Annotated in this window: 20 protein-coding genes; 8 read left to right on the forward strand and 12 right to left on the reverse strand. The window is 69.5% G+C overall.

The features are described 5' to 3' along the window. Positions 1-537: 537 nt before the first annotated feature. The 6 genes from AB4Z01_RS22445 to AB4Z01_RS22470 form a co-directional block, all read right to left on the reverse strand. Positions 538-867 (reverse strand): hypothetical protein, encoded by a 330-nt coding sequence (locus AB4Z01_RS22445; protein ID WP_441697747.1) that lies wholly within the window; start codon positions 865-867, stop codon positions 538-540. Positions 868-875: 8 nt separating this feature from the next. Further along, entirely contained in the window at positions 876-1,235 is a 360-nt protein-coding gene (locus AB4Z01_RS22450) for a hypothetical protein (RefSeq protein WP_441697749.1), read from the reverse strand. A gap of 96 nt (positions 1,236-1,331) precedes the next feature. Beyond that, positions 1,332-2,606 (reverse strand): DUF763 domain-containing protein, encoded by a 1,275-nt coding sequence (locus tag AB4Z01_RS22455; RefSeq protein ID WP_441697750.1) that lies wholly within the window; start codon positions 2,604-2,606, stop codon positions 1,332-1,334. 29 nt (positions 2,607-2,635) lie between these two features. Then, a complete protein-coding gene (locus AB4Z01_RS22460) occupies positions 2,636-3,196 on the reverse strand; it encodes a DUF6886 family protein (RefSeq protein ID WP_441697752.1) in 561 nt (186 codons plus the stop codon). Positions 3,197-3,363: 167 nt separating this feature from the next. Continuing rightward, on the reverse strand, positions 3,364-5,517 hold the full coding sequence (gene scpA, locus AB4Z01_RS22465) for a methylmalonyl-CoA mutase (RefSeq protein ID WP_441697753.1): 2,154 nt from the start codon (positions 5,515-5,517) through the stop codon (positions 3,364-3,366). Positions 5,518-5,598: 81 nt separating this feature from the next. Further along, positions 5,599-6,228, reverse strand: a complete 630-nt coding sequence (locus tag AB4Z01_RS22470; protein WP_441697755.1) for a LysE family translocator — start codon at positions 6,226-6,228, stop codon at positions 5,599-5,601. Positions 6,229-6,519: 291 nt separating this feature from the next. Between AB4Z01_RS22470 and AB4Z01_RS22475 the strand changes: the two genes are divergently transcribed. Both AB4Z01_RS22475 and AB4Z01_RS22480 read left to right on the forward strand, forming a co-directional pair. Next, a complete protein-coding gene (locus tag AB4Z01_RS22475) occupies positions 6,520-7,365 on the forward strand; it encodes an aspartyl/asparaginyl beta-hydroxylase domain-containing protein (protein ID WP_441697756.1) in 846 nt (281 codons plus the stop codon). Between the two features lie 116 nt (positions 7,366-7,481). Further along, positions 7,482-8,843, forward strand: coding sequence for a P1 family peptidase (locus tag AB4Z01_RS22480; RefSeq protein ID WP_441697758.1), 1,362 nt, complete (start codon positions 7,482-7,484; stop codon positions 8,841-8,843). Between the two features lie 5 nt (positions 8,844-8,848). Here AB4Z01_RS22480 and AB4Z01_RS22485 read toward each other — a convergent pair whose 3' ends face one another. After that, positions 8,849-9,313 (reverse strand): MEKHLA domain-containing protein, encoded by a 465-nt coding sequence (locus AB4Z01_RS22485; RefSeq protein ID WP_441697760.1) that lies wholly within the window; start codon positions 9,311-9,313, stop codon positions 8,849-8,851. A gap of 184 nt (positions 9,314-9,497) precedes the next feature. Between AB4Z01_RS22485 and AB4Z01_RS22490 the strand changes: the two genes are divergently transcribed. Both AB4Z01_RS22490 and metH read left to right on the forward strand, forming a co-directional pair. Next, on the forward strand, positions 9,498-10,289 hold the full coding sequence (locus AB4Z01_RS22490) for a substrate-binding domain-containing protein (RefSeq protein WP_441697762.1): 792 nt from the start codon (positions 9,498-9,500) through the stop codon (positions 10,287-10,289). 256 nt (positions 10,290-10,545) lie between these two features. Continuing rightward, positions 10,546-14,313: a methionine synthase gene (gene metH / locus AB4Z01_RS22495; RefSeq protein WP_441697764.1), complete on the forward strand. Its 3,768-nt coding sequence runs from the start codon at positions 10,546-10,548 to the stop codon at positions 14,311-14,313. A 34-nt stretch (positions 14,314-14,347) separates the two neighbouring features. Here the strand turns inward: metH and AB4Z01_RS22500 are convergent, their stop codons facing one another. The 3 genes from AB4Z01_RS22500 to AB4Z01_RS22510 all read right to left on the reverse strand — a co-directional run bounded on the left by AB4Z01_RS22500 (position 14,348) and on the right by AB4Z01_RS22510 (position 15,686). Then, positions 14,348-14,782, reverse strand: coding sequence for a hypothetical protein (locus tag AB4Z01_RS22500; protein WP_441697765.1), 435 nt, complete (start codon positions 14,780-14,782; stop codon positions 14,348-14,350). A gap of 10 nt (positions 14,783-14,792) precedes the next feature. Next, positions 14,793-15,062: a type II toxin-antitoxin system prevent-host-death family antitoxin gene (locus AB4Z01_RS22505; protein WP_441697766.1), complete on the reverse strand. Its 270-nt coding sequence runs from the start codon at positions 15,060-15,062 to the stop codon at positions 14,793-14,795. Between the two features lie 150 nt (positions 15,063-15,212). Continuing rightward, positions 15,213-15,686, reverse strand: a complete 474-nt coding sequence (locus tag AB4Z01_RS22510; RefSeq protein ID WP_441697768.1) for a MarR family winged helix-turn-helix transcriptional regulator — start codon at positions 15,684-15,686, stop codon at positions 15,213-15,215. Between the two features lie 114 nt (positions 15,687-15,800). Between AB4Z01_RS22510 and AB4Z01_RS22515 the strand changes: the two genes are divergently transcribed. The 4 genes from AB4Z01_RS22515 (at position 15,801) to AB4Z01_RS22530 (ending at position 21,436) form a co-directional block, all read left to right on the forward strand. Beyond that, a complete protein-coding gene (locus AB4Z01_RS22515) occupies positions 15,801-17,204 on the forward strand; it encodes an MFS transporter (protein ID WP_441697769.1) in 1,404 nt (467 codons plus the stop codon). A 158-nt stretch (positions 17,205-17,362) separates the two neighbouring features. Beyond that, on the forward strand, positions 17,363-19,225 hold the full coding sequence (ilvD, locus tag AB4Z01_RS22520) for a dihydroxy-acid dehydratase (RefSeq protein ID WP_441697771.1): 1,863 nt from the start codon (positions 17,363-17,365) through the stop codon (positions 19,223-19,225). 137 nt (positions 19,226-19,362) lie between these two features. Then, positions 19,363-20,488, forward strand: a protein-coding gene (prfB, locus tag AB4Z01_RS22525) for a peptide chain release factor 2 (protein ID WP_441697773.1) whose coding sequence is annotated in 2 segments (ribosomal slippage) — positions 19,363-19,431 and positions 19,433-20,488 — 1,125 coding nt in all. Because the reading frame shifts where the segments join, the coding sequence is not laid out codon by codon here. 54 nt (positions 20,489-20,542) lie between these two features. Then, entirely contained in the window at positions 20,543-21,436 is an 894-nt protein-coding gene (locus AB4Z01_RS22530; protein ID WP_441697775.1) for a TIGR01459 family HAD-type hydrolase, read from the forward strand. A gap of 47 nt (positions 21,437-21,483) precedes the next feature. On the opposite strand, the gene AB4Z01_RS22535 is transcribed toward AB4Z01_RS22530, so the two are convergent. Further along, positions 21,484-21,792 (reverse strand): ribbon-helix-helix domain-containing protein, encoded by a 309-nt coding sequence (locus AB4Z01_RS22535; protein ID WP_441697777.1) that lies wholly within the window; start codon positions 21,790-21,792, stop codon positions 21,484-21,486. Between the two features lie 178 nt (positions 21,793-21,970). After that, complete coding sequence (locus AB4Z01_RS22540) at positions 21,971-22,933, reverse strand: cation diffusion facilitator family transporter (protein ID WP_441697779.1); 963 nt, start codon at positions 22,931-22,933, stop codon at positions 21,971-21,973. Positions 22,934-23,079: the final 146 nt, after the last annotated feature.

A 23,079-nucleotide genomic window follows, 5' to 3' on the forward strand; every position in this document is an offset into this window, starting at 1 on the left:
CACCGCACGCCCGCCGGATCTACCACCCCGGCCTTTGATGGCTATGGACTTCGCGATCATTTGCTCGCTCGTCCGGCCGGGTAGGCCTTCTATCCGGTTCTTGTCCATCGGGCCGCGGCTTTGCTCCACGCTTCCTTCAGACCCCGCCTCGCGGCGACGCCCTTGCGCTTCGCTAACCCTTCACCGCCATCAGGCTGGGTAGAGGACTTTCACCTCCAAGCTGTCGATCATGCTCGGCACACAAAAAAGCCCCCGGAGCGAGGCTCCGGAGGCTGCAAGTGTGGATCGGGCCGGAGGAACGCCAGCCAGGGACCGGCCCGATCGTCGACGGATCGACGGCTTTCACGATGGCGGCGGCTAGGTCGTCCAGCCCGCCCGATCCGTGATCTCATGAATGACTGCGGCCTCAACAGAGATTGCAAATCATTCGCAATCTCACGATACGACTCTGTCGGCCGAATGCAAGCGGGAAACGGCACGGGCAGCAAGAAGCCGGCCGCGGCACGAGACCACGGCCGGCTGAACGAACCCGGAGCTTCAGTCGAAGCGCAGCGGGATGTTGATGGTGATGCCCGGGCTCGGCGCGACATAGACCGGAGGCGGCGGCTCGACATAGACCGGCCGCGGGCGCCGAACGTAGTAGGCTGGCGGGTCGTCGTAGACGATCACCCGGTCGCGATGCGGCCGGTAGTAATAATGAGGCGGCGGTCCGTCGCGCCAATGGCCGTGGCGGTGATGGTGACGCCAGCCACCATCGTCATCGTCATCGTCCGCCAGCGCCGCCGCCGGATGCAGCAGCAGGGTCGGGGCGGCGGCGGTCAGGGCGAGCAGCGCCAGGAGCGACAGGCGCGCCAGGGACTGTTGCATGCCGGGCCTCAGTCGAAGCGCAGCGGGATGTTGACCGAGATGCCAGGGCTCGGCGCCACATAGACCGGCGGCGGCTCGTAGTAGGCCGGCGGCCGTTCGACATAGACGGGCGGGCGCTCGACATAGACCGGCGGCCGCTCATAGTACACCCGCGGCCGCTCGTAGTAGTAGCGCGGGCGCGGCTGCACCACCACCACGTCCGGGCGGCGGTCGTAGTAGCCGCGGTCGTAGTAGCCATCGTGGTGGCGCCACGGCGGTCCCCAGCCATGGCCATGCTTCCAGCCATCGGCGAGGGCTGGGGTCGACACCGCCAGCGTGACCGCGGCGGCGGCCAAGGCACCGGCCAGAATGCGGCGAGTCGAGATCATCAGGTCCTGTCCTTCTGCTGCCGGGCGGCCCACCGGGCCAAGCCCACCAACTCAGACCTCACAACGCATGACCCGGTTGCTTCGATCCGGCCGCAATCAAGGTATTTTCGTGGCATTGCCCGGAAGTTCGGCCAAGACCTCGGCCGGCGGCGGCTCCCAGCCGAAGACGCTGCGGCCGCCATATTCATGCGATCGCCGGCGCTCGGTCGCGATGTGCTCCGGCAAGGTCGGGCCGGTCGCGTGGCGCTCGACCCGCCGGGCCTGGTCGTCGAGGCGGCGGATCGCGTCCAGCCGCTCGTCATTGCCCAGCTTGGCCTGGGCGACGGCGGATTTCAGCACGGCGATGGTCTGGTCGTAGACCAGGGTCGGCACCGGATAGGGGTGCCGGTCCTTGCCGCCATGGGCCAGGGAGAAGCGGCCGGGATCGGCGAAGCGGCAGGGCGCGCCATGCACCACCTCGGCCACCATCGCGAGCGAATGCACGGTGCGGGCGCCGACGCCCGGCACCAGCAGCAGCTCGGAGAAATCCTCCGGCGCCCGGTCCGCCGCGGCGCTGAGCGCCCCGTGCAGCCGGCGCAGGATCACGTCCTTGGGCCGGACGTCGTGATGCGCCGGCATCACCAGATGCGGCAGCGCCGGCTGCTCCGGCGGCGGCGGTACCCGGCCCTCGATCGCCGCGACCTCGCCGACCAGCCGGTCGGGGCCGAGATCGCGCAACAGGTCCAGTTGGCGCCGGCGCGAGGCCGCGGCCCGCCGGTCGGTCAGGTTGACGATCACGCCCTGGCCGGGCCCCTCGATCGCCGTGTGCGGGGCTTCGACGAAGCTCTTCAGATCCTCGGAGCACCAGTGGTAGCGGCGGGCCAGGCGGCTGTCGCCGTTCATGCCCTGCTGCACCACCACCCAACGCCCGTCATCGGCGACGATGAAGCCGTGCAAGTACAGGTCGAAACCGTCCTGCACCGCGGCGCTGTCGACCTTGGCGACCAGCCGGCTGGCCCTGGCCAGCGCCGCGCCGTCGAAGCCGACGCGCTGGCCGATCGCCACCAGCTCCGCCGGGGTCTGCCGGGAATGGGACCCGCGGCCGCCGCAGACATGCAGGCCGAGCTCGCCCGCCATCGGCTGCAGGCCGCGCTTCAGCGCGCCGATCACGCTGGTGGTGATGCCGGAGGAATGCCAGTCCATGCCCATCACGGCGCCGAAGGACTGGAACCAGAAGGGGTGCGCCAGGCGGCGCAGGAACTCGTCGCGGCCGTAATGGTGGATGATCGCCTCGGCGATCACCGCGCCCAGCCGGGACATGCGTTGCCCGAGCCAGGCGGGCACCCGGCCGTGATGCAAGGGCAGATCGGCACTGCCGGCCCGTTTCGCCACGACTCCTCCGGAACAAAGACGGAACGATCCTAGCGCGGACCTTGTGGGGACGCCAGTGGCCAAGTGGCCGAATAGCGCAGCCGAATGCCGCTGACATGCAGGCTGCTGTCCCACAGGGCGGCGAGCGGCGCCAGGGAGTCGACCACGCAGAGGTCGACGCCGCAGCGCGCCAGCTCGCCGTCGAGTCCGGTCAGGGCGACGCGCCCGAGCGGGATAACCGGCGCCTCCGACACCCACATCCCGGCATCCTCAAGGCTGCGGAAGGTCGCGGCCGGCAGCTCATAGCGGTGGATCTCGGCGGCGCGCAGCCGGTCGATCCAGGCGGTCTCGACAAAGGCGGCGGCGCGGGGAGCGCCCGGCCCCAGCCAGCGCGCCCGGTCGGCCGCCGAGCTTTGCGGCGTCGCCCAGGCCAGGATCCGAGGGCAGTCCCGCGGGAAGAGGTAGAGCATCTGATGGGCGTCGTCGATCGCCCAGACCAGCGGGCCGTTCAGCCACTCCCGCCCGGTGGGGCGCACCGACGGCACCCCAACCGGCCGCGGCTCGAACCGCGCGATCGCCGGGTTGTCGCTGAAATGGAACAGCTTCACCATCGACGTCTCCAGATAGCGCGAGCGATGCGCCGGAGTCTCCCCCWCACCCGAAATCGCTGCGCGATTTCGACCTCTCCCCAAGGAGAGGTGAAAGGAGCCGGCGCTCTTCTCCCTCTCCTCGGGGAGAGGGAGGGGCCCGGCCCGCTTGGGCCGGGAGGGTGAGGGGGTTACGCCGCCGCCGCTCGCGCCTTGGCGATCAGGGCCAGGATCTCGGCCGCCGCCTGCGGGATGTTGGTGCCGGGGCCGTAGACGGCGCTGACGCCGGCGGCCAGCAGCGTCTCGTAGTCCTGCGGCGGGATCACGCCGCCGCACACCACCAGGATCTCGCCGGCGCCCTCGGCCTTGAGCGCATCCATCAGCTGCGGCACCAGGGTCAGGTGCCCGGCCGCCTGGGACGAGACGCCGACGACATGGACGTCGTTCTCGATCGCCTGGCGCGCCGCCTCCTCCGGCGTCTGGAACAGGGGCCCGACGTCGACGTCGAAGCCGATATCGGCGAAGGCCGTGGCGATCACCTTGGCGCCGCGGTCGTGGCCGTCCTGGCCCATCTTCACCACCAGCATGCGCGGCCGCCGACCCTCGGCCTCGGCGAACCGCGCGACCTCGGCCTGGATCCGGGCATAGCCCTCGTCGCCGGCGAAGGCGCCGCCATAGACGCCGGAGACCGAGCGGGTCACGGCGCGATGGCGGGTGAACACCTGCTCCAGCGCGTCGGAGATCTCGCCGACCGTGGCCCGCGCCCGGGTCGCCTTGACCGCAAGGTCCAACAGGTTGCCCTCGCCGGACCTGGCCGCCTCGGTCAGCGCTGCCAGCGTCGCCCTGCAGGCGGCCTCTTCGCGGCTGGCGCGGATCTGCTTCAGCCGCGCCACCTGGGATTCGCGCACCGCCGAATTGTCGATCGCCAGCACCTCGACATGGTCCGGCTTCTCGGGGACGTATTTGTTGACGCCGACGATCACCTGCTCGCCGCGGTCGATCCGGGCCTGGCGGCGGGTGGCGCTCTCCTCGATCCGCAGCTTCGGCAGGCCGGCTTCGACCGCCTTGGTCATGCCGCCCATGGCCTCGACCTCGTCGATCAGCAGCCGGGCCTTGGCCGCCAGCTCGGCCGTCAGCGCCTCGATGTAGTAGCTGCCGCCGAGCGGGTCGACGGTGCGGGTCACCCCGGTCTCCTCGGCGATGATCAGCTGGGTGTTGCGGGCGATGCGGGCGGAGAAGGGCGTGGGCAGGCCCAGCGCCTCGTCGAAGCTGTTGGTGTGCAGGCTCTGCGTGCCGCCCAGCACCGCGGCCAGCGCCTCGATCGTGGTGCGGACAACGTTGTTGTAGGGGTCCTGCTCGGTCAGCGACACGCCGGAGGTCTGGCAATGGGTGCGCAGCATCAGGCTCTCGGCCTTCTTCGGCGCGAACTCGGCCTGGACCAGCTCGGCCCAGAGCTTACGGGCGGCGCGCAGCTTCGCCACCTCGGTGAAGAAGTCCATGCCGATGGCGAAGAAGAAGGACAGGCGGCCGGCGAAGGCGTCGACGTCGAGCCCGCCGGAGATCGCGGCGCGGACATATTCCAGCCCGTCGGCCAGGGTGTAGGCCAGTTCCTGCACCGCCGTCGCCCCGGCCTCCTGCATGTGGTAGCCGGAGATCGAGATCGAGTTGAACTTCGGCATCCGCTGCGCCGTATAGGCGATGATGTCGGCGACGATCCGCATCGAGGGCCCGGGCGGGTAGATATAGGTGTTCCGGACCATGAACTCCTTGAGGATGTCGTTCTGGATGGTGCCCGACAGCTTGGCCTCCGGCACCCCCTGCTCCTCCGCGGCCACGATGTAGCCGGCCAGCACCGGCAGTACCGCGCCGTTCATGGTCATCGACACCGACATGCGGTCGAGCGGGATGCCGTCGAACAGGATCTTCATGTCCTCGACGGAATCGATCGCCACCCCGGCCTTGCCGACATCACCGACCACGCGCGGATGGTCGCTGTCATAGCCGCGATGGGTGGCAAGGTCGAAGGCGACCGAAACGCCCTGCTGCCCGGCCGCCAGGTTGGCGCGGTAGAAGGCGTTCGACGCCTCGGCGGTGGAGAAGCCGGCGTATTGCCGGACGGTCCAGGGCCGGCCGGCATACATCGTGCCGCGCACGCCGCGGGTGAACGGGGCGAAGCCCGGTAGCTCCCCCCCCGCGCCCTCCGGCACATCCGCCGCGGTGTAGAGCGGCCTGACCGCGACGCCCTCGGCCGTCTCGAAGGACAGCGTCTCCAGCGGGCGGTCGCGCAGCTCCTTGCGGGCCAGCGCCTCCCAATCGGCGGGATTCCGCTTGTCGAAGGCGGTCATGGCATTCCTCCTGTCACGGAGGCGAGTATAGGGGCGGTCCCGGCCGCGGTCACGCGGCGCGCATGATTGTTTCGTGTGTGCTCAGTTCCGGCTGAGCGCCATATGCGCGCCGAGGCCGACCAGGGCCGAGCCGCTGGCCAGGCGCAGCCAGCGTGCCACGCGTTCGCTGCGGCGCAACCGGGCCATCGCCCGGTCGATGCACAGCAGGGTGACGACATCGGCCGCGAAGAACACGGCGTTGACGATCATCCCCAGCACCAGGAACTGGGCCCAGACCGGCAGGACGGCGGCGGGGTCGACGAACTGGGGCAGGAAGGCGATGAAGAACAACGCCGTCTTCGGGTTCAAGAGCTCGACCGTCACGCTTTCGGCGAAGGCGCGGCGCGCCGTCTTCTCCGCCACCTGCGGCAGAGCGTCGCCGGACGAACGGCTGCGCACCATGCGGATGCCGAGCCAGACCAGATAGGCGGCGCCGAAGATCTTCACCACCAGGAACAGCGTCGGCGACCAGCGGAACACCGCCGACAGGCCGGCCGCGGCGGCGGCGACATGGACCAGGTCGCCGACCGCGATGCCGGTGGCGGCGCGGAACCCCGCCGCCCGGCCGCGCGCCAGGGTTTGCGCCACGGTGTAGAGGATCGCCGGCCCGGGGATGATCGCGATCAGCACCGTGGCGACGAAGAAGGGCAGCAGATGCGCGAGCGACGGCATGGGCGGGCTCCGGCGGGTTACGCTGGCCACAATAGCGCGGCTGGGGGCGGACGTCAGTCCCGGGCCCAATGTCGCGCCACCCCCGCAGTGTCTTGACCTTGTCACAAATCCGGCTAGGAATGATTCGCAGATGGAGCGATGGCAACCGCCCCATCATTGGTGTAGGGGAAGGAATCCTGTGGCGGACCACCACCCCAACCGCCGTTTTCTGCGATATAATCCCCTCGGCGCAGCGACGAGACACGTCGCTGCCCCTGGTCGGAAGCGAGAGCACAGTCGGAGTGTGAGACCGTGAACGCAAGCGTCGGACACCAAGGCACCGCGACGCATCCGGGTCCAATCAACCCGAAGCAGGTGCTGGTCACCGAAGGCATCGACGCGACCCTGGAGCGGCCGAGCGCGGTGACGCGCTTCTTCATGCGGCTGGTCACCTGGGCCGAGCGGCTCAACCTCAGATACACCAAGGTCGGCAACCCGCCGGTCTACGACACCGCCGTCTTTCCGTGGGTCGCCGAGATCGAGCGGGAATGGCCGCTGATCCGGGCCGAGCTGGACCACGTGCTGCTGCGCCAGCACGAGCTGCCAAGCTTCCACGACATCTCGTCCGACGTGAAGACCATCAGCAAGGACAACCACTGGAAGACGTTCTTCCTGGCCGGCTACGGCGTCAGCTCGGAGAGGAACATCGCCCAGTGCCCGGAGACTTGGCGCATCGTCCAGAAGATCCCGGGGCTGAAGACGGCGATGTTCTCGATCTTCGAGCCGGGCAAGCACCTGGCGGCGCATCGCGGCCCCTATAATGGCGTGCTGCGGCTGCACCTGCCCCTGCTGGTGCCGGAACCGCGCGAGAAGCTGGCGATCCGGGTCGACAAGCAGATCTGCCATTGGGAGGAAGGCAAGGCCCTGGTGTTCGACGACGCCTATGAGCACGAGGCCTGGAACCACACCGAGAAGACCCGGGTGGTGCTGTTCATCGATTTCGTCAAGCCGCTGCGCTTCCCGGCGCGGCTGGTGAACTGGCTGCTCCTGAACCTGGCCGTCTTCACCCCCTTCATCCGCGAGGGGCAGGACGCGCACAAGGAGTGGGAGAAGAAGTTCTACGCCCAGGCCGAGGCCCTGCGGAACAAGAAGGCCTGAGCCGGAACCAGCCTGCCGCCCGCCGGCGGCAGACAACGCTGTCGCCGCCGTCCCACCGAGGCTAGGCTGGGCCGAAAGTCCTAGCGAGCTGCGGAGGGGCGATGCGACAGGGGTGGATGGCTTTCCTGCGATGCGGCTTGGCGGCCATGGGCTTGGCGGTCGTTCCGCCGGCCCTGGCGGATGAAGCCTCGGCCCCGGTGCTGAACGCCGGCGACAAGCTGCTGCAATTCGACTGGCCGGCGATCCAGGTCGGCACCGGCGAGTACGAGGAGGGGCCGACCGGCGTCACCGTGTTCCATTTCGACCGGCGGTCCCTGGGCGCAGTCGATGTCCGCGGCGGCGGGCCCGGCACGGTCAACACCGACTATCTGCGCCTGGGCTATGACGCGCCGGAGCTGGACGCCGTGGTGTTCGCAGGCGGCTCCTGGTATGGGCTCGAGGCCACCACCGCCGTGGCCTCGGCGCTGAAGGAGGACGGGGTTCGCGGCGGCCATTGGGACAACATCGCCTTGTCGGTTGGCGCCATCATCTACGATCTCGGCGGCCGCCGGCTGAACGAGATCGTGCCGGACAAGCGGCTGGCCCAGGCGGCCTTCCGCGCCGCCAAGCCCGGCGTGTTCCCGCTGGGCGCCCAGGGCGCCGGCCGGCTGGCGGTCACCGGATCGCTGTTCGGCTGCAACGCCTTCTCCGGCCAGGGCGGGGCCTTCCGCCAGCTCGGCGAGGTCAAGGTCGCCGCCTTCGTCGTGGTCAATGCGCTCGGCGTGGTGACGACGCGCGACGGCAAGGTCGCGGCCTGCTATGGCGATGAGGGCTGGCCGAAGGATCTGACCTCGGCAGCGCTGCTGGCGGGCTATCCGGCCAGCCGCAAGCCGGGCTGGACCGGCGCACCGAACGCCGACGCCCCGGCGCGCAACACCACGGTCAGCCTGGTCGTCACCAACCAGAAGCTGAAGCCGGCGGAGCTGCAGCGCCTGGCGATCCAGGTGCACAGCTCGATGGGCCGGGCGCTGCAGCCCTTCGCCACCGAGTTCGACGGCGACGTGCTGTACGCCGTGTCGACCGGCGAGCTGGCGGACCAGGCGGCGATGCTGCCGACGGTCGATCTCGGCGTGATCGGCGGCGAGGTGATGTGGGACGCGATCCTGGCCTCGGTGCCCGACCAGCCGAAGCCGGCGACGCCGGCCGGCAAGCCGGTGTTGGCCGCCGACAAGCTGGCGGCACTGGCCGGCGACTACGTGTTCAGCCCCTTCGTGACGCTGAAGGTCACGGCCGAGGGCGACCGACTGTTCGCCCAGGCGACCGGCGCGCGCGACGCCTTCGCCATCGGCCGCGAGGAGAAGACCGAGCTGACGCCGGTCTCGGCCACCGACTTCATGGTGCCGGGGCGCTATCCGCTGACTTTGCGCTTTGAAGAGTCCGGCCGGCTGGTGGTCAACCCCGGGCACTGGCAGCAGATCGGGACGCGGCAGGGCGGATGAGGACCCTATTCTTCCCGCCAGTCCCGGAACGTCGCCGCCTGGCCGCGCAGGGTGCCGGCATCGTCGATCAGCTGCCAGACGACCGCGTTCTCGATCCAGAAGCGGCGGCCGGATTTGGCGATGCGCAGGCCGCGATAGTCGCCGATGAAGCCGTCGCGGGCGACGGCCTCCAGCAGGCGCTGCCGCTCGGCCCGGTCCGGCGCCTCGGCGGAGAGACGGGAGGGCAGCGTCGTGAACTCGTCCCAGCCATATTCGAACCGGGCCTGGGCGGCCTGGTTGGCGTAGACGAAGCGGGGATCGGTGTCGGTGTTGTGCGCCAGCACGCAGAACGGCGCCGATTCGTACAGCCAGCGCGCCTGCGCGGCAGGGTCGCCGTCGGCCATATCCTCCGGCAGCAGCGGCGCACCGGTGAGCCGGGCGTGGCTGCCGGCCAGGAGGCGCAGGAAATCGGGATCGTGGGCCAGGCTCATCAGAAAACTCCGAGCGCGCCGCGACGGCAGCGCGCATGGGAACTACGTCGGACATAAGTCTCGGCCAGGCAAGCCGGCTGCGGCACGGTGTCCGGGCATGGCTGGACTACCGCACCAGCGGGCACGGGTCGCGCTGTGTTGGGCGACGATCGGGCCCGATCCGAATTCAGCCGAGGACTTCCCCATGACGCTGCCGTCGATCGTTTCCCGCTTCGCCGCCGTTGCTGCCGCCGGCCTGCTGCTGCTGGTCCAGCCCGTCGCCGCGGCCGAGTTGCAGGTCGTCAGCTCCGGCGGTTTCGCCGCCGCCTACCGCGCCTTGGCACCGGAGTACGAGCGCGCCAGCGGCGACACGCTCAAGATCGCCTGGGGCCCGTCGATGGGCGACACGCCGAACGCGGTGCCGGCCCGGCTGGCCCGCGGCGAGAAGCTGGATGTCGTGATCATGGTCGGCACCGCCCTCGACGACCTGATCAAGCAGGGCAAGGTGCTGCCCGACAGCAAGGTCGTCCTCGCCCGCTCCAGCATCGGCGTCGCGGTGAAAGCCGGCGCGCCGAAGCCGGACATCGGCTCGGCCGAGGCAGTGAAGCAGGCGCTGCTGGCCGCCAGATCGATCGCCTATTCCGACAGCGCCAGCGGCGTCTATATCTCGACCAAGATGTTCCAGCGCCTGGGCATCGCCGAGCAGATGGCCGGCAAGGCCCGCCGGATCCCGGCCACGCCGGTCGGCGAGATCGTGGCCAAGGGGGAGGCGGAACTAGGCTTCCAGCAGATCGCCGAGCTGAAGGCGGTCGAGGGCATCGACCTGGTCGGCCCGCTGCCGCCGGAGCTGCAGCAGGTGACGCCGTATTCCGCCGGCATCGTCACGGGCTCGCACGACCCGGCGGCGGCGAAGAAGCTGCTCGACTTCCTGGCCTCCCCCGCCGCCGCCCCGGCCATCGCCGCGACCGGGCTGGAGCCGACTGCGGAGAGCAAGTAAGGCCGCAATCCACAACCGTCATTGCGAGCGCAGCGAAGCAATCCAGGGCCGCTCGCAACGACCCCCTGGATTGCTTCGTCGGCTCCGCCTCCTCGCAATGACGCGGGGATGGGCCTCGCAAAGGCCTGGTCGGGAAGAGAGAGCCCGTCGCTCTCCTGGCGACATCCGTCGCTCATTTGGCGACATCGGATGTTGATATAAAGATATCTTTATGTCATTACATACGGCCCCGATCCGGAACCACCGGCTGCTCGCCATGACCACGTCTACCCTGGACATCCCCCTGGAGCCGGTCGACGGCACCGAGGTTCTGGCCGCGTTGACCGCAGCGGCGCGCGAGCGCGTGCTGATCCTGGACGGCGCCATGGGCACCCAGATCCAGGGCCTTGGCTTTGGCGAGGAGCATTTCCGCGGCACCCATTTCGTCGGCTGCGACTGCCACCTGCAGGGCAACAACGACCTGCTGATCCTGACCCAGCCGGACGCGATCGAGGCGATCCATTTCGGCTATGCCATCGCCGGCGCCGACATCATCGAGACCAACACCTTCTCCTCGACCTCGATCGCCCAGGCCGATTACGGCATGGAGGCGGTGGTCTACGACCTGAACCGCGAGGGCGCGCGGCTGGCCCGCCGGGCCGCCGCCAAGGCCCGGGCGATGGACGGCCGCCGCCGCTTCGTCGCCGGCGCGCTGGGGCCGACCAACCGCACCGCCTCGATCTCGCCGGACGTCAACAATCCGGGCTACCGCGCCGTCACATTCGACCGGCTGCGCGACGCCTATGCCGAGCAGGTGCGCGGCCTGATCGACGGCGGCGCCGAGATCATCCTGATCGAAACCATCTTCGACACGCTGAACGCCAAGGCGGCGATCTTCGGCACCGAGCTGGTCTTCGCCGAGAAGGGCGTGCACCTGCCGGTGATGATCTCCGGCACCATCACCGACCTGTCGGGCCGCACCCTGTCGGGCCAGACGCCAACCGCCTTCTGGAATTCGGTGCGGCACGCCCGGCCCTTCACCATCGGCCTGAACTGCGCGCTGGGCGCCAATGCCATGCGGGCGCATCTGGCCGAGATCGCCGAGGCCGCCGACACCTTCGTCTGCGCTTATCCGAATGCCGGCCTGCCGAACGAGTTCGGCCAGTATGACGAGACGCCCGAGGCGATGGCCGCGCAGATCCGCGGCTTCGCCGAGGAAGGGCTGGTCAACATCGTCGGCGGCTGCTGCGGGTCGACCCCCGACCACATCCGCGCCATCGCCGATGCGGTGGCGGACCTGCCGCCGCGCCAGGTGCCCACGATCGCGCCGCTGATGCGGCTGTCGGGGCTGGAGCCGTTCACGCTGACCACCGACATCCCCTTCGTGAATGTCGGCGAGCGCACCAACGTCACCGGCTCGGCCCGCTTCCGCAAGCTGATCACCGCCGGCGACTACGCCGCGGCGCTGGAGGTGGCGCGCGACCAGGTGGCCAACGGCGCCCAGATCCTCGACATCAACATGGACGAGGGCCTGATCGATTCCGAGCGGGCCATGGTCGAGTTCCTGAACCTGATCGCGGCCGAGCCCGACATCGCCCGCGTGCCGGTGATGATCGACAGCTCGAAATTCTCGATCATCGAGGCCGGGCTGAAATGCGTCCAGGGCAAGCCCCTGGTCAATTCGATCTCGATGAAGGAGGGCGAGGAGGCCTTCCTGCATCACGCCCGGCTGGTGCGCTCCTACGGCGCCGCCGTGGTGGTGATGGCCTTCGACGAGGCCGGACAGGCCGACACGCTGGAGCGCAAGGTCGCGATCTGCACCCGGGCCTACAAGCTGCTGACCGAACAGGCCGGCTTCCCGCCCGAGGACATCGTCTTCGATCCCAACGTCTTCGCGGTCGCGACCGGCATCGAGGAGCACAACGGCTACGGCGTCGCCTTCATCGAGGCCACCCGGCAGATCCGGCAGACCCTGCCGCACGCGCATATCTCTGGCGGCGTCTCCAACCTGTCCTTCTCGTTCCGCGGCAACGAGCCGGTGCGCGAGGCGATGCACGCGGTGTTCCTGTACCACGCCATCCAGGTCGGCATGGACATGGGCATCGTCAACGCCGGGCAGCTGGCGGTCTATGAATCGATCGAGCCGGAGCTGCGCGAGGCCTGCGAGGACGTGGTCCTCAACCGCCGCGACGACGCCACCGAGCGGCTGCTGACCCTGGCCGAGCGCTTCAAGGGCGCCGCCGGCCGCGAGGCCAAGGAGCGCGACCTGACCTGGCGCGAGCGGCCGGTCGGCAAGCGGCTGGAGCATGCGCTGGTCAACGGCATCACCGAGTTCATCGACGCCGATGTCGAGGAGGCGCGGCTGGAGGCCGCCCGGCCGCTGCATGTGATCGAAGGCCCGCTGATGGCCGGCATGAACGTGGTCGGCGACCTGTTCGGCGCCGGCAAGATGTTCCTGCCCCAGGTGGTGAAGTCGGCCCGCGTGATGAAGCAGGCGGTGGCCCATCTGCTGCCCTATATGGAGGCCGAGAAGATCGCCAATGGCGGCGCCGGCGGGCGGCAGAGCGCCGGCAAGATCCTGATGGCGACCGTCAAGGGCGACGTGCACGACATCGGCAAGAACATCGTCGGCGTCGTGCTGGCCTGCAACAACTACGAGATCATCGATCTCGGCGTCATGGTGCCGGCGACCAAGATCCTGGAGACGGCGAAGGCCGAGAAGGTCGACATCATCGGCCTGTCCGGGCTGATCACCCCGTCGCTGGACGAGATGGTGCATGTGGCGGCGGAGATGGAGCGCGACGGCTTCGACATCCCGCTGCTGATCGGCGGCGCCACCACCAGCCGGGTGCATACGGCGGTGAAGATCCACCCGCGCTACGCCCGCGGCCAGACTGTCTATGTCAACGACGCCAGCCGCGCCGTCGGCGTGGTCTCCAACCTGCTGTCGCCCGAGGCGAAGCGCGGCTATGTCGAGGGCGTGCGCGAGGAGTACCGCAAGGTCGCCGACAGCCATGCCAGGGCGGAGGCGGAGAAGCAGCGCCTGCCGCTGGCGGCCGCCCGCGCGACGCCCTTCGCCATCGACTGGGCCGGCTACCAGCCGCCGAAGCCGTCCTTCCTGGGCACAAGGGTGTTCGAGGACTGGGACCTGGCGACGCTGGCGCGCTACATCGACTGGACGCCGTTCTTCCAGACCTGGGAGCTGAAGGGCCGCTACCCGGCGATCCTGCAGGACGAGAAGCAGGGCGAGGCCGCCCGGCAGCTGTTCCAGGACGCCCAGGCGATGCTGGCCCGCATCATCGAGGAGCGCTGGTTCAAGCCGCAGGCGGTGATCGGCTTCTGGCCGGCCGGCACGGTGGGCGACGACATCCGCCTGTTCACCGACGAGGCGCGGCGGCAGGAGCTGGCGACCTTCTTCACCCTGCGGCAGCAGCTGTCGAAGCGCGACGGCCGGCCGCGGGTGGCGATGTCCGACTTCGTGGCGCCCGTGGACAGCGGCAAGGCCGATTATGTCGGCGGCTTCGTCGTCACCGCCGGGATCGAGGAGGAGGCGATCGCCAACCGCTTCGCCCGGGCCAATGACGACTATTCCTCGATCCTGGTGAAGGCGCTGGCCGACCGCTTCGCCGAGGCCTTCGCCGAGGCCATGCACCAGCGCGTGCGCCGCGAGTTCTGGGGCTATGCGCCGGACGAGGCCTTCGCGCCCGACGAGCTGGTCGGCGAGCCCTATCGCGGCATCCGCCCCGCCCCGGGCTATCCGGCCCAGCCGGACCACACCGAGAAGGTCACCCTGTTCCGGCTGCTGGACGCCGAGAAGCGGATCGGCGTGCGCCTGACCGAGAGCTACGCCATGTGGCCGGGCTCATCGGTCTCCGGCCTCTACCTGGCGCATCCGGACTCCTATTATTTCGGTGTCGCCAAGGTCGAGCGCGACCAGGTCGAGGACTATGCCCGCCGCAAGGGCATGCCGATCGCCGAGGTCGAGCGCTGGCTGGGGCCGATCCTGAACTACATCCCCGCCCCGCTGGTCGAGGCGGCGGAGTAGGGGTCGGCCGCCGTCACACTGACGATCGGCGCGCTCAGTCTGGTGCGGCCGCCTTGCCACGCCCCTGGCGCCACAGGTCGCGGGCCCGCGTCACGATGCTCGTGAACAGACGCGGCGGCAGAAACCCGTAGGCAATCCGATGCCGCGTCCCCGGAATCGGGCGCAGATCATATCCCGGCCAGACGAAGTCGTTGACCTCGTCGACGACGATCCAAGAACGGCCCGCATCGAGGCCGAGATGCTGCTTTACCCGCTGGGGCAGTTCAATGGCAACGTCGGGATTGGCCGGTGGGCTGTGCGTCACGGGAACGACCCGCACCAGCGTTCCGCCGTCATCCTGCTGGTCGATCGCAAGCACGATCACGCATGGCCGGGACTTGAGACCTTCCTCGCGGTTCGCGCGATGCTCATGATACCAAAGATAAGAATAGGAAATGACCGAGCCGGGCTGCGGATCGGGGAGCGCCATGCCTCAGCGGTCACTCGTCCTCGAGCAGCGCATCGAGGCGATCGTGCTCCGGTCCCATCCGGCTCGCGGAGACAGCTTCGATTTCCGCCTCGGTCAGGTCGGTGATGGCGCGCGGCCGGCGGGCGAGGGCCTTGAGGCGCTGCATCTCCTCATACTCGACCGCGGAAATGAAATACCCCGTCGGCCGGCCGTGGCTGGTGACGGCCACAGGCTCACGCTGCGCGACCTCGCGGTAAAGACCGAAATTGCGGGTGAACTCCGTGGCTGGAACTTCGCGCATGGCATCCTCAGCATATTTTGATGAAAATACGCAAAATTCGTATTTCCAGCAAGAGGCAGGTTCAAGGCTGCTGGGCCGACAACAACAGTGGACCGAACACTTCCTTGACCATTTTCGCGGCCGGTTTGCCCGGTCTGTCCCACACCGCGATCAGTTGCCAGGATCGGCCGCCTCCTGATACTCCGCCAAGCGCTGCAGCAGGGCGCCGGCGGCGATCAACTGGGCCCGTTCCTCCGCAGTCAGGCAACCGGCCACGGCCTGGGCCAGCCAGGCTTCGCGCCGGCTGCGGTTTTCCAGCACCGCCTGGGTGCCGGCATCGGTGATCACCACATGCAGCCGGCGCCGGTCGCCGGCATCGGCCTCGCGCCGCACCAGCCCGTCCTTCTCCAGCTCGCGCAGCAGCGCCGCGGCATTGGACGAGCGCAGGCCCTCGACCGTGGCGAGCTCGGTCGGGCTGGCCGTGCCGCCCAGGCGCAGCAGCGCGGCCAGCAGCATCAGCTGCGACAACGGGATGTCGCCGCCGTCGGATTCGCGCCGCAGCCGGCGCAGCAGCGCCATCAGCTGCAGCCGGAAAGCGCCGAGCTGGTCCCGCTCGGTCGGAGAGATCTGGCTCGGTTCGATCATTTTGCTATTCTGTTATAGCTAAAACGCCATAGCTATTCGCAACGGCTGGTTCCAGGATCATGCCATGGGCGGCGGCACCGAGGGGTGCCCGCCGCGAAGAGCGAGGTCAGTCCCGTGTCCCTTCCCGACGGCCTGCCCCTGCCCCGCCGCAGATGGGCCTTCGCCACCGTCGTGCTCGGCATCATGCTCGCCGTGCTCGACGGCTCCGTCGCCAATGTGGCGCTGCCGACGATCGCGGCCGAGTTCCAGGCCAGCCCGTCGATGTCGATCTGGATCGTCAACGCCTACCAGCTGGCGGTGGTGGTCTCGCTGCTGCCCCTCGCCGGGCTGGGCGAGATCTACGGCTACCGCCGGGTCTATCTCGGCGGCCTGGCCCTGTTCACCGTCGCCTCGGTCGCCTGCGCCCTGTCGGATTCGCTGCTGACCCTGACCCTGTCGCGCGTCGCCCAGGGCTTCGGCGCCGCCGGGATCATGAGCGTCAACACCGCGCTGATCCGCTACATCTTCCCGCGCGCCCGGCTGGGCCATGTGCTGGGCGTCAACGCCATGATCGCGGCCGGCGCCTCGACCATCGGGCCCAGCTTTGCCGGCGCCCTGCTGTCGTTCACCTCCTGGCCGTGGCTGTTCGCGATCAACCTGCCGCTCGGCGTCGCCGCCCTGATCATCGGCAGCCGCAACCTGCCGGAAAGCGACCTGGCCGACCGCCGCTTCGACCTGCCGAGCGCACTCTTGTCCGCCGCCACCTTCGGCCTGCTGATCACCGGCATCGACAGCATCGCCCATGCGCTCGACTGGCCGCTGATCGCATTGCAGTTTGGCTTGTGCCTCGTCGCCGCGATCTGGCTGGTGCGGCGGCAGCTGGGCCGGGCGACGCCGCTGGTGCCGCTGGACCTGCTGCGCATTCCGGTTGTCGGGCTGTCGGTCGTCACCTCGATCAGCTCCTTCGCGGCGCAGATGGCCGCCTTCGTGACGCTGCCCTTCCTGCTGCAGACCGGTTCCGGCTTCTCGCCGGCCCAGGTCGGCCTGCTGATGATCCCCTGGCCGCTGGCCGTCGCGATCACCGCGCCCATCGCCGGCCGCCTGTCCGACCGGCACCCGCCCGGCCTGCTGGGCGGCATCGGCCTCGCCCTGCTCGCCATCGGCCTGGTGCTGATGGCGACCCTGCCGGCGGATCCCTCCCCCTTCGGCATCGTCTGGCGCATGGCGCTGTGCGGCGCCGGCTTCGGCCTGTTCCAGGCGCCCAACAACCGGGTGATGATCGGGTCGGCCCCGCGCAGCCGCAGCGGCGCCGCCAGCGGCATGCTGGGCACCGCCCGCCTGCTGGGCCAGGCCACAGGCGCGGCGCTGGTGGCACTGCTGTTCGCGCATTTTCCGGACCATGGCGCCCAGGCGGCACTGCTTACCGCGGCCGGGCTGGCGACCGCCGCCACGGTGGTCAGCTGCCTGCGCCTGGCCACCCCGGCCTACGCCGCCGATGACCCGGCGCCGGAGCCCGGGGACGCGGCAGCGAGCCGCTAGGGGCACTCCGCGCGCGGGAGCGTTGCGTCGGCCACCCTTGCGCCGCGGGCGGGAATGGCGTTCTTTCTGGGTGTTTCCGACGGATGCCGCGGTTCTTTTCTGACCATCGCGGCCATCCTATCCGACCGAAAGTGACCCGAGCAGCACGGACCCGACCCATGCCAGCCTATCGTTCCCGCACCACCACCCACGGCCGCAACATGGCCGGAGCCCGCGGGCTCTGGCGCGCGACCGGCATGACGGATGCGGATTTCGGCAAGCCGATCATCGCCGTCGTCAACTCCTTCACCCAGTTCGTGCCCGGCCATGTCCACCTCAAGGACCTCGGCCAGCTGGTGGCGCGGGAGATCGAGGCCGCGGGCGGCGTCGCCAAGGAATTCAACACCATCGCCGTCGACGACGGCATCGCCATGGGCCATGACGGCATGCTGTACAGCCTGCCGTCGCGCGAGATCATCGCCGACAGCGTCGAGTACATGGTCAACGCGCATTGCGCCGACGCCATGGTCTGCATCTCGAACTGCGACAAGATCACGCCCGGCATGCTGATGGCCGCGATGCGGCTGAACATCCCGGTGGTGTTCGTGTCCGGCGGGCCGATGGAGGCCGGCAAGATCAAGGTCGGCGGCGAGACCAAGGCGCTGGACCTGATCGACGCCATGGTCGCCGCGGCGGACAGCCGGATCAGCGACGAGGACGTGAAGGTGATCGAACGGTCGGCCTGCCCGACCTGCGGCTCCTGCTCCGGCATGTTCACCGCCAATTCGATGAACTGCCTGACCGAGGCGCTGGGCCTGGCCCTGCCGGGCAATGGCTCGACCCTGGCCACCCATGCCGACCGCCGGCGCCTGTTCGTCGAGGCCGGGCACCTGATCGTCGACCTGGCGAAGCGCCACTACGAGCAGGACGACGAATCAGTGCTGCCGCGCGCCATCGCCAACTTCGCCGCCTTCGAGAACGCGATGACGCTCGACATCGCCATGGGCGGGTCGACCAACACCGTGCTGCACCTGCTGGCCGCGGCGCAGGAGGGCGGGGTCGACTTCACCATGGCCGACATCGACCGGCTGTCGCGCCGCGTGCCGGTGCTGTGCAAGGTCGCGCCGGCGCTGTCGACCGTGCATATGGAGGACGTCCACCGCGCCGGCGGCATCATGGCCATCCTGGGCGAGCTGGATCGCGCCAACCTGTTGAACCGCGACACCCGCGTGGTCCATGCCGAGAGCCTGTCGGCGGCGCTGGACCAGTGGGACATCAAGCGCACCGACAGCGAGTCCGTGCACCGCTTCTACGCAGCGGCGCCGGGCGGGATCCCGACCCAGGTCGCCTTCAGCCAGGACGCGCGCTACCCCAGCGTCGACGCCGACCGCAAGCGCGGGGTCATCCGCAACCTGGAGCACGCCTTCAGCCCCGATGGCGGCCTGGCGGTGCTGTACGGCAACATCGCCGAGGATGGCTGCGTGGTGAAGACCGCAGGCGTCGATGCCAGCATCCTGACCTTCTCCGGCCCCGCCCGGATCTTCGAGAGCCAGGACGCGGCGGTGGAGGCCATCCTGGGCGACACCGTCAAGCCCGGCGACATCGTGCTGATCCGCTACGAGGGCCCGAAGGGCGGCCCCGGCATGCAGGAGATGCTGTACCCGACCAGCTATCTGAAGTCGAAGAGCCTGGGCAAGGTCTGCGCCCTGGTCACCGACGGCCGCTTCTCCGGCGGCTCCTCCGGCCTGTCGATCGGCCATGTCTCGCCCGAGGCGGCGGAGGGCGGCGCCATCGCCTTGGTCGAGGAGGGCGACACCATCGAGATCGACATACCGTCCCGCAAGATCCACCTCGCCGTCTCCGACGAGGTTCTGGCCCATCGCCGGGCGGCGATGAACGCCCGGGCCGACGGCGGCTGGCAGCCTTCCGCGCCGCGCGCGCGAAAAGTCTCGCAGGCACTGCTGGCCTACGCCGCGCTGACCACCAGCGCCGCCCGCGGCGCCGTGCGCGACGTCAGCCAGCTGAGGCCGCGGAAGGCTTGAGGTCCAGGCCGCGGGCGAGTTTTCCCGCCCGCGGCCTTTACCTGACCGCCGATCCGTCCTACATCCCCGGTTCGCATCGCAGGCCGCCCCGCGGCCCGCGATCCCGTGACCGGACCGAATTCGAGAGGAGCGCACCGATGCGCGCCGAGACCGAAGCCAAGGCCCAAGAGATCAAGCAGTCGCTCGCGCTGCTGAGGAGGTCTCTTTGACTGGGACAACGCACTCAGACGACTGGACGAGCTGAACGCTCTCGCCGAGGATCCCAAGCTCTGGGACAGCCCGGAGAAGGCGCAGACCCTGCTGCGCGAGCGCACCCATCTGGATGACGCCATCGGCGGCTACAAGGCGCTGGCCGGCGAGCTCGACGACACCGTCGGGTTGATCGAGCTGGCCGAGGCCGAGAATGACGCCGAGGTGCTGGCCGACGCCGAGGCCCAGCTGGGCAAGCTGGCCGAGCGGGTGGCGAAGAAGCAGCTGGAGAGCCTGCTGGCCGGCGAGGCCGACGGCAACGACGCCTATCTCGAGGTCAATGCCGGCGCCGGCGGCACCGAGGCCCAGGACTGGGGCCTGATGCTGCTGCGCATGTATATGCGCTGGGCCGAGAAGCACGGCTTCAAGGTCGAGTGGCTTGAAGAGAGCCCGGGCGAAGAGGCCGGGATCAAGTCGGCCACGGTGCTGATCAAGGGCCACAACGCCTATGGCTGGCTGAAGACCGAATCGGGCGTGCATCGCCTGGTGCGGATCAGCCCGTTCGACAGCGCGGCGCGGCGGCACACCAGCTTCTCCTCGGTCGCGGTGTCGCCCGTGGTCGATGATACGATCGAGATCACGATCCTGGACAAGGATTTGAAGGTCGACACCTACCGGGCCTCGGGCGCCGGAGGCCAGCACGTCAACAAGACGGATTCGGCAATTCGCATCACCCATATGCCGACCGGCGTCATCGTCGCCTGCCAGAACGACCGGTCGCAGCACCGCAACCGGGCCATGGCAATGGACATGCTGCGGGCCCGCCTCTACGAGCGCGAGCTGAAGATCCGCGAGGCCCAGGCCGACGCGCTGAACGCCGAGAAGACCGACATCGGCTGGGGCCACCAGATCCGCAGCTACGTGCTGCAGCCCTACCAGATGGTGAAGGACCTGCGCACCGGCGTGGAGACCAGCGCCTCCTCGGCCGTGCTGGACGGCGACATCGACCAGTTCCTGGAAGCCTCGCTGGCGGCGCGGCTGAAGGGCCAGGGCGAGGATCTGCATACGGCGTAAGCCCCGGGCGGCGCGGTGGCACCGCCCCTGATCGGAATGGGACGAACAGACTCGATGACCGACAGCATTCCGATCCTCGACGGCATCGCCGCGATCCGCGACCGCTACGACGCCTTCATCGTCGACCTGTGGGGCGTGGTGCATGACGGCGTCACGCCCTATCCCGGCGTGATCGACTGCCTGCAGCGGCTGCGTGCCGACGGCAAGCAGGTGTGCCTGCTGTCGAACGCGCCGCGGCGGGTCGGGTCGGTGGTGCAGCGCTTGGCCCAGATCGGCGTGCCTGAGGATTGCTGGGATGCGATCCTGTCCTCGGGCGAGGCGGCGCATCTGGCGCTGGCGGAACGCGACGACGACTTCCACCAGGCGCTGGGCGAGCGCTTCCTGCATCTCGGCCCTGACCGCGACGCCGACGTCTATGAGGGCGTCGACGACGTCGTCCGGGTCGACGGCCTGGCCGATGCCGACTTCGTGCTGAACACCGGCATCGACGACCCGGAGGAGCGGGTCGAGGACCATGCCCCGCTGCTGGAGGCCGCGGCGGCGCGCCGCCTGCCGATGATCTGCGCCAACCCTGACATCGTCGTCATCGTCGGCGGCCGGATGCAGATCTGCGCCGGTGCCCTGGCGCAGCATTACGAGACGCTGGGCGGCCCGGTGTTCTATCACGGCAAGCCGCACCCGCCGGTCTATCGCCGCTGCTTCGAGCTGCTCGGCCGGCCCGACCCGGCGCGGGTGCTGGCGGTCGGTGACAGCTTCCACACCGACATGGCCGGCGCGGCCGCGGCCGGGATCGACGGGCTGTTCGTGATCGGCGGCATCCATGGCGCCGAGCTGCGCGACAGTGCGACCGGCCGGCCGGTTTCGCACAAGCTGGCCGCCGCCGCCGAACGGCACCGGCTGCGGCCGGTGGCCGCGGTGGAGCGACTGAACTGGGACGGCCTCGTCTGAGGCTCGGTGACGATGCCGGGTTCGCCGCGGCGGACCCGGCCCGCGTTTTACGCCCGCGCCCCGATCACGCCTTCCAGCGCGGCGATCAGCAGCGCCGGCGGGGTCTGGACCGAGGCGTGGACCGGCGGCTGCACCGCTGCCGGCCGGCGCGTCAGCTCGCGGAAATAGCACAGGACGAAGACCCGCAGCGCCCCGGTCAGGCCGCTGCCCTTGCGGGCGGCGTCGATCCGGGTACAGATCTCGTTCAGCCCGATCTGCTCGCGCGCGCAGATCTCCATCAGCCCGTCCCAGAACACGACCTCCATGCGGACGCTGGTGCGCCGCCCCGCAACCGTCACGTTGCGGCAGATGGACATCGGGTCCGCGTCACGGGCTAGAGCTCCATTATGGCCCATCATCACCTTTCCGGGCCCGCAGCCCCGGACAGCCGGGCCATGGGCGACATCAAATGCACAGGTATTATGTCGAATAATTACCGCTTCCCGGCAAAAAGGTGAACTGTCGATTGCGTTTTTCCGTCGCGACAGGTTTCGCTTAATGTCGCGGGGCGCTGTCGGCGTCGGCGCAGACCTCGAATTCGGCCTGGACCGTGGCGTGACCGACACCGAAGCGGTCGCGCAGCAGGCGGGTCACCGCGCCGATCGCCTGGTCGGAATCGGCGCCCTCGCGCAGCCGGGCGTGCAGCGTCACCAGCGGCCGATCCGGCGTCAGGGTCCAGGCATGGACGTGATGGATATCGATCACCGCCGGCACCTCGGCGAGGATCGCCGCGCTCAGCGCCGCCTCGTCGATCCCGCCCGGCGACCCTTCGACCAGCACATGGCCGGATTCGCGCAGGATCGCCCAGGCGCTGCGCAGCACCAGCAGCGACACCAGCACCGACAGGATCGGGTCGATCGGGGTCCAGCCGGTCAGCAGGATCACAGCGCCGGCGGCGAGCGCGCCGACCGAGCCGAGCAAGTCGCCCATCACATGCAACGCCGCGCCGCGCAGGTTCAGATTGCGGCGATCGCCGCCCTGCAGCACCCGGAACGCCACCACATTGGCCACCAGCCCGGCCGCAGCGACGCCGATCATCAGCCCGCCCTCGACCGCCGCCGGCTCGGCCAGCCGGCCGGCAGCCTCGACCACGATGGCGACGACCACCGCCAGCAGCACGATGCCGTTGGCGAAGGCGGCCAGCACCTGCACCCTGCCATAGCCGTAGCTGCGCCGGGCGTCGCGCGGCCGCCGCGCCATCCGCGCCGCCAGCCAGGCCAGCGCCAGCGCCGCGGCGTCGGTCAGCATGTGGCCGGCATCGGCCAGCAGGGCCAGGGAATTGGCGAACCAGCCGCCCGCCGCCTCGACCAGCATGAAGCCGGCGGTGATGGCCAGCGCGATCAGCAGGCGCCGCTCGCCATCCGCCCCCTCCGGCATGCCGTGATGGTGGGCATGGCCCGGCCCGTGATCATGCGCCGCATGATCATGGCCGGAGCCGGGCAGATGGTCGTGCGGCATTGTGGCCTCCGGAGGATGCGAATCGCTCGCGCCAGTCTACATCCGGCGCCGCGCCATGAAAAACCCGCCGCCATGCCGGTTGCGCCCCCCCTACCGCTATGTTAGATGACGGCGCGCCGAGCGTAAGGGGTGGGCCTCGGACAGCC

This window comes from Inquilinus sp. YAF38, assembly GCF_052113205.1.
GTDB lineage: Bacteria > Pseudomonadota > Alphaproteobacteria > DSM-16000 > Inquilinaceae > Inquilinus.